Origin of the sequence: Streptomyces sp. NPDC102437 (genome assembly GCF_044765565.1) — a bacterium.
Lineage (GTDB): Bacteria > Actinomycetota > Actinomycetes > Streptomycetales > Streptomycetaceae > Streptomyces.
Genome location: NZ_JBIWKI010000011.1, coordinates 203773 through 215251, shown reverse-complemented (window position 1 = coordinate 215251; position 11479 = coordinate 203773). Strand labels below are relative to the sequence as shown.

Genomic DNA, 11479 nt, shown 5'->3' with positions numbered 1-11479 from the left:
TGAATACAGCATTAGGCATTCAGGCTCCAGGAGGCAAGAGTGTCAACAGGACCCACCCGACGGGTTGTTCTGGCCACAGGTTTCGCGACCGCGGCATCGTCCCTGGTCAGTGGCTGTGCCATGGGCGGCGCGGGCGGCGGAGAGGCCCGGGACATCGACGGCAGGAAGGACGACGAAGGGGACAGGGTCAGCGGCAGGATCAACGTCTGGTCGTGGGACGTGGCTGCCAAGGCCATGAAGCGCCTCGCCCGCACCTTCGAGGAGCGTCACCCCGGCACCACCGTCGACATCGTCGACATCGGCTACGAGAACGCCTACGACAAGATCACCGTGGGCCTGCGCGGCGGCTCGGGTCTCGCCGACGTCCTCACGGTCGAGGGCAGTCACATGCCGCGCTTCACCGGTAACTTCCCCAGCGGCTTCTACGACCTGACCAGCCTCGGCGGCCGCTACGGAGGCGACTTCGACCGCGCCGCCTGGCGCACCGTGACCGGCAAGGACAGCGCGGTCCTCGCCCTGCCCTGGGACATCGGTCCCTGTGCGCTCTTCTACCGCAGGGACCACTTCCGTGCCGCGGGAGTGGACCCGGCGTCGCTGGTGACATGGGACGACTACGTGGCGGCGGGCGTCCGCGTCAAGAAGGCCACCGGCCGCAAGCTGCTCATCATGGACTCCACGGACGCCGGGATCCTGCCGATGCTGCTCCAGCAGCAGGGCCAGTACTACTTCAAGGGCGGCCGGGTCGCGCTCGACACCCCGGAGGCCGTGCAGGCCCTCACCCTGATGAAGACCCTGCAGGACGAGGGGCTCGTCGACTACGAGAAGGGCTGGGACGCACTCGTCACCGGCACCAAGGAGGGCAAGGTCACCACCACACCCACCGCCGCCTGGTGGACGGGCACGCTCACCGACGAGATGCCGGAGTTGAAGGGCAGGTTCGGGGTCGTGCCGCTGCCGGGATTCACCACCGACGGCATCCGCACCTCCAACGTCGGCGGCTCCACGCTCTGCGTCCCCGCGCAGAGCAGGAACCCCCGCCTCGCCTGGGCGTTCATCGAGTTCCTGCTCACCGGCAAGGCCAACCAGGTCTCCATGCTCAAGCGCGAAGGCCTCTTCCCCGCCTATCTGCCCGCGCTCGACGACCCGTACCTGAGTGAGAAGCAGGAGTACTTCGGCGGGCAGGCGGCCCTCGACGTGTTCGCCCGGCTCGCCCGCAACATCCCTCCGGTCGAGAACAACAAGGACGACGCGAAAGCCACCGACATCGTGGTCTCCGCCGTCAACGGTGTGATGCTGCGCGGCAAGGACCCGCGCACCGCCCTCGAATCGGCCGCGCGGCAGCTCGCCACGGCCACCGGCCGCGAAAGGGTGAAGTAGCCCGATGGCCGTCCACACCACCTACGACCGGCCGGTCGCCCCCACCCGTGCCCCGGCGACGGCGCGCCGCAGACGCCGACGTCCCACCGCCTGGATCTTCGCCGGACCGGCGGCCGTCCTCTTCGTGCTCTTCTTCGCCTACCCGCTGGGTGCGAGCCTCCTGCAGAGCTTCACCACCGAGGACGCCGGCGCCACCCACTGGGTCGGACTCGACCAGTACCGGCGGATGATCGAGGACCCCGCCTTCCTGGAGTCCCTGTTCAACACCGGGGTCATCCTCGTCGTGCAGGTCCCCGTCATGATCGGCCTGGCCCTCGTCCTCGCCGTCCTGCTCGACCAGTCCTGGCTGCGCTTCCGCGGCACCTGGCGGGCGATCTGCTTCCTGCCCGCCGTCACCACGCTCGTCGCGTACGCCGTCGTCTTCCAGGTCCTCCTCAAGACCGACGGCGGCCTCGTCAACCAGATCCTCGGCACCGTCGGCATCGGCCAGGTCGACTGGCTCAACAGCCCCACCTGGGCCCGCGTCTCCCTGATCGCCTCCCTGACCTGGCGCTGGACCGGCTACAACGCCGTCATCCTGCTCGCCGGACTCCAGTCCATCGGCAAGGAACAGTACGAGGCCGCCGCCATCGACGGCGCCACCACCTTCTCCACGTACGCCCGGGTGATCCTGCCGCAGCTGCGCCCCGTCGTCCTGTTCTGCGTGATCACCTCCACCATCGGAACACTCCAGCTCTTCGACGAGAACTACGTCCTCACCCGCGGCGGCCCCGACGACGCGACCCTCACCCCCGTCGTCTACCTCTACAAGGTCGGCTTCCAGCAGCTCGACTTCGGCTACGCCGCCGCCATCGCCTGGGTGGTCGTGGCCCTCATCGCCGCGATCTCGGCCCTCCAGTACGTCGCCTTCGGAAGGGAGCGCCGCCGGTGACCGCCCTCCAGCAGGCCCCCGTGCGCGTCCACCCGGTCCGGCGCCTGGGCCGCTACGCCGGGCGGCTGCTGCTCGCGGCCGGTGCCGTCGTCAGTCTGGTGCCGTTCCTCTGGATGGCGATCGCCGCGACGCACTCCACCTCCGACCTGTTCCACTCGCCGCCACCGTTCCTGCCCGGCGGCCGGCTGCTCGACAACCTCGCGAGGCTCCAGGACACCATCGGCTTCGGCCGGGTCCTGCTCAACAGTGTCTGCATCGCCGTCCTCCACACCGCGCTCAGCTCGCTGATCTCCGCCATGTGCGGCTACGGACTGGCCAAGTACCGCTTCCGAGGCCGCGGTCTGCTGCTCGGGGCCGTGCTCGCCACGATGATGATCCCGTTCCAGGTACTGCTCGTGCCGCTGTTCCAGATGATGGCGAGCGTCGGCTGGATCGACTCGTACCAGGCGGTGATCCTGCCGTTCCTGGCGAACTCCTTCGGCATCCTCCTGATGCGGCAGGGCTTCGTCGACTTCCCCGACGAGCTCCTCGAATCCGCCCGCATCGACGGCTCCGGCGAGCTGCGCACCTTCTACCAGGTCGTGCTGCCGTGCGTGCGCCCGCAACTCGGTGCCCTGGTCATCTTCACGTTCATGGCGCAGTGGAACAGCTTCATCTGGCCCCTGCTCATGCTCAACTCGGAGGACAAGTACACCGTGCCCGTCGCGCTCAACACCCTCACCGGACTCTCGCACGTCGACTACTCCGGCCTGATGCTCGGCTCGCTCCTCGCCACGCTCCCGCTGATGCTCCTCTTCCTGCTGTTCCAGCGGCAGTTCGTCGCGGGGCTGCTCGGCGGGGCGGTGAAGGGATGATCCGCCCGACCCGTGTCCCGGGCATCCTCTACGGCGGTGACTACAACCCCGAGCAGTGGCCCGAGGAGATCTGGGCCGAGGACGCCGCGCTGATGCGCGAGGCCGGCGTGAACATGGTGACCGTCGGAGTCTTCTCCTGGGTCAGGCTCCAACCCGGCCCGGACACCTGGGACTTCGACTGGTTCGACCGCCTCCTGGACCTGCTGCACGCCCACGGCATCGCCGTCGACCTGGCCACCGCGACCGCGTCACCGCCGGCCTGGCTGGTCCGCACCCATCCGGAGATCCTGCCGGTCACGGCCGACGGCGTACGCCTGGAATTCGGCTCCCGCCAGCACTACTGCCCCTCTTCGCCCGATTACCGTGCCGCCGCGCTCCGTCTCACCCGCACCCTCGCCGAACGCTACGCACACCACCCGGCGCTCGCCCTGTGGCACATCCACAACGAGTACGGCGACCACGTCACCGAGTGCTTCTGCGTCCGCTCCGCCGAACACTTCCGTGCCTGGCTCACCGACCGCTACGGCACCGTCGACGCTCTCAACCACGCCTGGGGCACCGCGTTCTGGTCGCAGCGCTACGGCAGCTACGAGGAGATCGAACCGCCGCGCACCGCACCCGGACCGGTCAATCCGACACAGCTCCTGGACTGGCGCCGCTTCTGTTCCGACGCCCTCCTCGAATGCCACCGCGCAGAACGCGAGGCACTGCGGGAAATCAGCCCGGCCATCCCGGCCACCACCAACTTCATGTCGATGTTCAAGGCACTCGACTACTGGAAGTGGGCCGAGCACGAGGACCTCGTCTCCGACGACGCCTACCCGGACCCCGCCGACCCGCACGCCCACGTCAACGCCTCGCTCAACTACGACCTCATGCGCTCCCTCAAGGGCGGCCGGCCCTGGCTGCTCCTCGAACAGGCACCGTCCGCCGTCAGCTGGCGTCCGGTCAACGTCCCCAAGAAGCCCGGACTGCAACGCCTCTGGTCGCTCCAGGCACTGGCCCGCGGCGCCGACGGCATCATGTACTTCCAGTGGCGCGCCTCCCGCGCCGGCGCGGAGAAATACCACAGCGCACTGCTCCCGCACCGCGGCACAGCCTCCCGGGGCTGGCGCGAGACCGTCCGCTTCGGCGCCGAACTCGCCCGGCTCGGCGAGATCACCGGCACCACCACCCCGGCCGACGTGGCGATCGTCCTGGACTGGGACTCCTGGTGGGCCCTGGAGGCCGAGGACCACCCCTCCGCCCGGATGCGCTGGCGCGAGCTGCTGCGCCCCTGGTACGCGGCGCTCCACGCCCGCGCAGTCTCCGTCGACTTCGTGCCCCCGCACGCGGACCTGGAAGATTACCGGGCCGTCCTCGCCCCCAACCTCCACCTGCTGCGGCCCGAGAACGCCGCCCGCATCACCGCCTACGTGCACGGCGGCGGCCACCTCGTCTGCGGGCCCTTCAGCGGCGTCGTCGACGGCCACGACCACATCCACGACGGCGGCGCACCGGGACCGCTGCGGGACGTACTCGGCGTCTCCGTCGACGAGTTCTGGCCGATCCCCGACGGTACGGAGCTGCCGCTCGCCTCCGGCGCACGGGCCGGCCTGTGGAGCGAGTGGATCGAGCCCGAGGGCCCGGACACGGAGACCGTCGACTCGTACGCGGCCGGCGAACTGGCGGGCCGCCCCGCCGTCACCCGCCACCGCCACGGCACCGGCACCGCCTGGTACATCAGTGCCCACCTCGTCGTCGGCATCGAGGCCGTGCTTGACGAAGCGCTGCGGGCGGCGGGAGTACGCCCCGTGCTTGACGTCCCCGAGGGCGTCGAGGCGACCGTACGCTCCGACGCGCAGGGCACGTACCTCTTCGTCCTCAACCACACCGACCACGACACCCGGACGCCACTGACCGGCCGCCACGGGGCCGGCGGCACCGACCTGCTCACCGGCACCGCCGTCCGCGACCACATCGACCTCGGCCCGCTCGGCGCCGCCGTCCTGCGCATCGCCACCGACCCCCTCGAAGGGACCGCGAAATGACCCGCCGCAGAGACCGACACCTGACCGCACACCGCCCCGTCGGCGCCCTGACCGCGCTCCTGCTCGCCGGCGGCGCCCTCGCCGTACCGCAGACGGCCGCCGCCCACGGGCACCCAAAACCCCCGCCCGCCTACGCCGACGTCCTCGATCTGCACGGCACCCCCACCGCCGCCGAGCCCGGCGACGACGAGGGCAACAACCCGGTCACCGTCTTCGCCGACCGGGGCGCCTGGCACGCCTACGCCCTGCCGGAGGCCGGGGACGAGGACGCATACGGCGGCTTCTCCGGACCCCTCTACATCGCCCAGGAATACCCCTGGTGGCTCAGCAAGTCCTTCAGCCGCATCCGCCTCACCGAACACGGCCGCGCTCTGGACCTGGCCGGCGGCGGCGCACCCCGCTCCACCTCGCTCCCGGGCCGCCTTCTCCAGTCCTACGACCTCGGGCGCGGCCTGCGGCTCACCCTCGAACTCCGCTTCGCCACCGAGCGCACCGCCCTGATCAGGGCCGAGGTCCGCAACACCGGCCCCGCGACCCGCACACTGGGCGCCGACTGGACGGGCAGCCTGCTGCGCCCCGCCGACAAGCCGATGCGCGACGCGCCGTCGCTGACCGCCACCGGATCCGGCGTCGGCGTCGACTTCGCGAAGGTCCGCGCGACCTGGGACTACCTCACCGACGGCACGGAACGCTTCGAGATCACCCACAAGGACCGCGTCCGCACGACCGTGGACGGCGACACGTACCGCACCGAGGCGGCGCGGCCGGTGACTCTCGCGCCCGGCCGCTCGCACAGCTTCGACTGGACCGAGTCCTACACCTTCACCGCCGCCGAGCGCACGAAGGAGAAGGCGAGGGTCAGCGACGTACTGGCCCGCCCCGCCGCCGTCGTGTCCGCGTCGGACGCGCGCTGGCGCGGCTATGTCGCCGGGGTGACCCGGGGCGTCCCGGCCGACCGTCGGCGCACGGCCGTGAAGTCCCTCCAGACCCTCGTCACCAACTGGCGGGGCGCGGCGGGACAGATCAAGCACGACGGCATCACCCCGTCGATCTCCTACAAGTGGTTCACCGGCGGCATCTGGGCCTGGGACACCTGGAAGCAGGCGGTGGGCACGGCACGCTTCGCGCCCGAGCTGGCCCAGTCGCAGATCCGCTCCATGTTCGACTGGCAGATCCGCCCCGACTCCGCGACCCGCCCCCAGGACGCCGGGATGATCCCCGACGTCATCTTCTACAACGACCCCGAACGCGGCGGCGGCAACTGGAACGAGCGCAACTCCAAGCCCCCGCTGGCCGCCTGGGCCGTGTGGGAGGTGTACGCGAGGTCGGGGGACCGGGCGTTCCTGCGCGAGATGTACCCGAAGCTCGTCGCGTACCAGGACTGGTGGTACCGCAACCGGGACCACGACCGTGACGGGCTTGCCGAGTACGGCGCCACCGTCGACCCGGCCAACGATTCCCCCGAGCAACGGCGGCTCGCCGCGGCCTGGGAGAGCGGCATGGACAACGCGCCCCGCTTCGACGCCGGCCTCGGCACCGGCACCGTCGCCAACAGGGCCGCCGACGGAACGCTCCTCGGCTATTCCATGGACCAGGAATCCGTCGACCTGAACTCCTATCTCGCAGCCGATCAGGCCTACTTGGCCCGCATCGCGGGAGCGATCGGCCGCAGCGCCGACGCCGGGCACTGGAAGCAGCGCTCCGCCGCCACCGCCGCCGCCGTCCGCACGACGATGTACGACCCCTCGGACGGCTGGTTCCACGACACCGCGATCGGCACCGGCGCACCGCTCACGGCGCGCGGCCGCGGCATCGAGGGCGCCCTCCCGCTGTGGACCGGCACGGCGTCCGCCGCACAGGCCCGCGCCGTGCGGGACAAGCTGACGGACCCGGCGGAGTTCGCCACCACCGTGCCCTTCCCGACCGTGTCGAAGAGCTCGCCCTACTTCTCGCCGACCGCGTACTGGCGCGGCCCCGTCTGGTTCGACCAGGCCTACTTCGCCCTCGGCGGCCTGCGCCGCTACGGCTACGGCAAGGAGGCGGACGCCCTGACGGACCGGCTCCTCGCCCACGCCTCGGGCCTCATGGGCGACGGACCGGTCATGGAGAACTACGACCCCACCACCGGGGCACCCCTCAACTCGCCCGACTTCAGCTGGTCGGCGGCGCTGCTGCTGCCGATACTGACGGGAGAGGAGTAGGCCCCCGTCACCCCCGCTCGGTGCGCAGCCGTACCGGCCCCAGCAGGCCGCTGACGCGCTGACCGGGAAAGACGAAGTGGGTCGGGCTCGTCGAGTCCAGGCGGGGCGCCAACGTCCCGAACACGGTGATCTCCAGGGCGTTGGCCCCCGGCACGACCAGACCCGTCAGGTCGAACACGTACGGGGAACACACCCGCACCCCCGCCCCGGCGCCACCGACCCGTACCTCCGCCGTTCCCCGGACCCGTCCGAGGTCGAGCGACACCCGTCCCGCGACGGCCCCGGCCGGCACGGCCACCGCACGGCCGTACCGCACCCCGCCGCTGTACTCGGCGAGCCCCTGGCCCTCCCAGTCGCCGAGCCGGATCCGCCCGGGGCCGACCACGCAGCGCACCGGACCGGCCAGCGCGGCGCCGCCCTCGTACCCCGGGCGGGTCCGGACCCGCAGCGCCGCTGTCCTCGGCCCGCCACGGTCACCGGGCGGCAGATGGGCCGTCACGGTGCGCACCCCCCGGGCATCCGTGTCGCTCAAGGCGGCCGGGCACTCGGCGCCGTCCACGTGGACGGTGACCTCGCCGTACACCTGAGCTGTCAACCGGGAGGTTCCGGGAGGGAGTTCGCACCACAGCCACTCCACGCCGCCCCGGCGCCCCGGAATCGCGAACCGGACCGGAACCACCGTGCCGTCGTCGGCCTCCGGGTCCAGCCAGGAGGCACCCGGCAGCGGATGCGGGCGGCGGCGCAGACACAGTGCGGCGGGGTCGCCCACCGGCTCGCGGCGCACCCGGACCGGCTCGCGGCCCCGTGGCCCCTCGGTCCACCAGCGGGCGTCGCTGTGCAGCGTCGCGACGGACTCGCCGTCCGCACCGTCCGCACCGCCGAAGAGTGCGTCCACCAGGACCGCGCGCTCGCCGTCGCCGGACGCCTCGACCGTGATGCGGTTGTCGCCGACCCGCAGCGCCGCCACCACATCGTGCCGCCGTACGCGTGGCACGGCGTGCTCGGCGTACGGGTCGAAGCCGCCCTGTCTGCCCATGAGCCGGCCGTTCACCCGCAGTGCGCAGGGCACTTTGGACGCGACCTGGACGACGGCGCGGGCGGGGAGCGCGGTCAGTCGCAGCGTCGTGCGCATGGTCCCGGGCGCGTGGATCCACTCCGGACGCCGGTAGCGCCCGGGGTAGCGCACAAGTGCCAGGTGTGCCCGCAGGTCGCAGTTCTGATCGGGTGTCAGTTCCAGTTCGAGGAGGTGGACTCCGGCCGTGGTCCGTACCGGGCCCATCGCGAGATGCCCCCCGTCGTCGAGCGCCACGCGAACACCGTCGAGCCGGACCCGCTTCACCGCCGCGGCCCCGATCGCGAGGTGCCCGTCGAAGTCCTCGCCCAGGTGCATCGCCGTGCTCAGCCGCACCACCTCTCCGGCGGCCGCACGGCCGATGTGCGCGAACTCCTCCGGCACATGCCCCTTCGGCCCCAGGACCGCACGATGCACCGGGTCCTTGTGCACGCCCAGGGTCTCGGACCATTCGAGTACCGACGGGCGGTCCCGGCCGGGCCCCTCGCGGAGCACCAGCGCGCGCGGTCCGAACGTCGCGCGGACCGTGGCCGGCGGCGGCCCGGAGCCGGGAGGCGCCGATGCCCAGCCGTCCCGGACGCCGTCCTCACCGGCCGCCTCCGCCCGGTGCCGAAAAGTACGGCACTCGGTGACGGCCGGGCCGGCGGGCGGACCGGTCGCCGGGCGGGCGAAATCGCCCCAGGTGTTGTCGAGCGTGGGCACGAGGACCATGTCCCACTCCGCGTCCGGGGGGATCTCGACGCTGGTGGCGGTGGACGGCCGGGCGCCGGAAACCGCGGGCCCGGCCGGCTCCCGGCCCTGTGCGGCCGGGAAGACCAGCACGGCCGCGGGGCCCGTGTCGAACGGGACGTCGACCTCGACGGTTCGGGGCTCGTCGGCGACGGGCCGCACCGGCAGCCGCCGGGAAGCGCCGCCGAACGGGTCCACCAGAACGGCCGGGCCCGCCACGTCCCGAACCCGGACCAGGGCGCGCCGCGCGTAGCGGCCGGGGTCGAAGTCGTAACGGACGTCCAGCCAGCCCAGGGCGGCGCCCCGCTCGTCGGGGGCGGCGACTTGCGCACGGGTCGCGCGTGGGGCGGCCGCGGTCAGGAAGACCACCGTGGCACCGTCGACCCGCCGAGCGAGCGCGGGCACCGGCGCGCGGACCACGGGCCGCACCCCGCCGAGAGCGGCGCCGAGCGAACCGGCCGGGTCGTCCGTCCGGGGTACGTGCACGGCCCGGCCGTCCGCGAAGCACGCCCGCAGCCCGTCCGCCGCAGTGGACGGCCCGGAGCCCACGAGCTGCTCGGGGAGCTCGCCCCACGCGATCAACCGACCGCCGGCGCAGACGAATTCGACGAGCCGCTCGGCCGTCTCCCGTTCGAGGACGGTGCACGAGGGAAGCACGATCGTCGAGTACGCCTCGTCCGCGACCCGCAGCCGTACGCCGTCGTCGAGCCGCGAGACGCGGGCCTGTGCCACCGAGGCGTCGTCGATGACGTCGGCGTCGAGACCGAGCCGGTCCAGGAAGCCCGGCCGGGTGCGGAACCAGGCCATGTCCCCGACGAGTTCGAGAAACGCCGACTGGGCGCGGGACGCCGCCTCACCGACGCCGTCCAGGGCGGTGCCCGCCTGGGCGGTGGTGGTGGGCAGCAGGACCGCGACGTCGCACAGATGGTGACCGAGGCCCAGGACCGCGCAGAGCCGGGTCACGGCGTCGGCGAAGACGCGGTGGTGGCGCCAGTAGGGCTGGCGCCAGTCGGTCGCGGGCGGCGCCCACTCCCACCAGCCGCCCTTGGTCGTGTAGTAGACGGCATGAGGGTTGTACAGCGTGGCACCGGCACGGAGCCAGGGGAGCAGCCAGTCGAAGGTCTCCTCCAGGGTGCCGCCCCAGCCGGTCGAGTGGAAGGCCTCGACCCAGGTGCGGGGCCGGCCGTAGAGGTGGGCGAGCGAGGAGTGGACGCGGGCGTCCCCGTGATGGTCGGAGCCGGGCGCCGAGAACCAGCGGTGGGTCCGCGCGTAGTCGGCGTACAGCTCCACGCCCGCGACCGGGTGTCCGGCGCGGGCCGGGTCCTGCTGGTCGCAGCCGATGAGCAGCCCGTGCCGCTCGTGCCAGCCGGCCAGAGGCCGGAAGAACGCCTCCTCGGCCAGTTCGGCACGGGTCAGGTGGTAGTCGCGCCGGACCCGGTGGGCGTCCCGGTCCGCGCAGTCTTCGTACAGGGCGTCCAGCCGCTCGGTGATGTCGTACCCGCGAAGCCGTAGAAAGGCTTCGGCGAAACCGGCGGACCAGGTGGGCAGGGACGGCAGTTCGTCCTGGAACGAGCCGGCCACGACGGACCCGAGCCGGTCACCGAGCCGGCGCTCGAACTCCCCGTGCACCCGGTCCAGCAGCGCCGCGCACGCCTCGGCGCCCAGGTAGTCGAAGCCTAGCGCCTCGTGGTGATGGAGCGTCAGCCGCCAGCGGCCGGTGCCCGGCGCCCGTACGGCTCCGTCGGCCACCGTCACCGCGAGGGCCGGGCCGGTGCTCCGGCCGTCGGCGTCGAGCGGTTCGGCACGGCCCGCGAGCGGCCGGCCCCGGGGCGGACACCGCAGCTCGCCGGCGCGCTCCGCCGAGGACTCGACCACGGCCCGCACCCGGCCGAGCCGGCGACCGGCGTACGCCGGCCGCTCGTCGACGAGGCATGCCTGCAGATCGGCGCCGGAGAAGCCGAGCTGGTCGTAGAACCAGAGCCGGACGCTCAGCTCACGGGCGTCGTCGCACACCCCGTCGAGCAGCGCCCACCACGCGTCGGAGAGGAACGGCGGGTCGTCGGCGTCGGAGCCGAACAGTGGCCCCGACGGCGCCAGGTTGAGGAGCACCAGATTGTGCACCCCGCCCTCCGTGAAGCGCTCCAGCTGCGCCCGCAGCCGCGTCCGGTCGAGCCGCTCCCCGCTCCACCACCAGATCGCGACGGGCGAGAAGGCGCGCGGGGGCCCGGCGAGTACCGCCGCGACGCTCGGCGGAAGGAGCGGATCACCCGGATGTGCCATGAGAG

Annotated in this window: 6 protein-coding genes; 5 read left to right on the top strand and 1 reads right to left on the bottom strand. The window is 72.4% G+C overall.

Annotated features, from left to right (window positions below; translation table 11 throughout):
* Positions 1–39: 39 nt before the first annotated feature.
* The 5 genes from ACIRJP_RS16795 to ACIRJP_RS16775 are packed head-to-tail and all read left to right on the top strand — an operon-like array spanning position 40 to position 7393.
* Positions 40–1377, top strand: coding sequence for an ABC transporter substrate-binding protein (locus ACIRJP_RS16795; protein ID WP_404173918.1), 1338 nt, complete (start codon positions 40–42; stop codon positions 1375–1377).
* Positions 1378–1381: 4 nt separating this feature from the next.
* A complete protein-coding gene (locus ACIRJP_RS16790) occupies positions 1382–2308 on the top strand; it encodes a carbohydrate ABC transporter permease (protein ID WP_404173915.1) in 927 nt (308 codons plus the stop codon).
* Positions 2305–3162 carry a carbohydrate ABC transporter permease gene (locus ACIRJP_RS16785; RefSeq protein WP_404173912.1) on the top strand — a complete coding sequence of 286 codons (858 nt, stop codon included), beginning with the start codon at positions 2305–2307 and terminating at the stop codon, positions 3160–3162. Before ACIRJP_RS16790 ends, ACIRJP_RS16785 begins: the two co-directional genes overlap by 4 nt.
* A complete protein-coding gene (locus tag ACIRJP_RS16780) occupies positions 3159–5192 on the top strand; it encodes a beta-galactosidase (protein WP_404173909.1) in 2034 nt (677 codons plus the stop codon). The genes ACIRJP_RS16785 and ACIRJP_RS16780 overlap by 4 nt, the downstream gene beginning before the upstream one ends.
* Positions 5189–7393: an MGH1-like glycoside hydrolase domain-containing protein gene (locus ACIRJP_RS16775; protein WP_404173906.1), complete on the top strand. Its 2205-nt coding sequence runs from the start codon at positions 5189–5191 to the stop codon at positions 7391–7393. The genes ACIRJP_RS16780 and ACIRJP_RS16775 overlap by 4 nt, the downstream gene beginning before the upstream one ends.
* A gap of 7 nt (positions 7394–7400) precedes the next feature.
* Here the strand turns inward: ACIRJP_RS16775 and ACIRJP_RS16770 are convergent, their stop codons facing one another.
* Complete coding sequence (locus ACIRJP_RS16770; protein WP_404173903.1) at positions 7401–11474, bottom strand: hypothetical protein; 4074 nt, start codon at positions 11472–11474, stop codon at positions 7401–7403.
* Positions 11475–11479 lie beyond the last annotated feature (5 nt).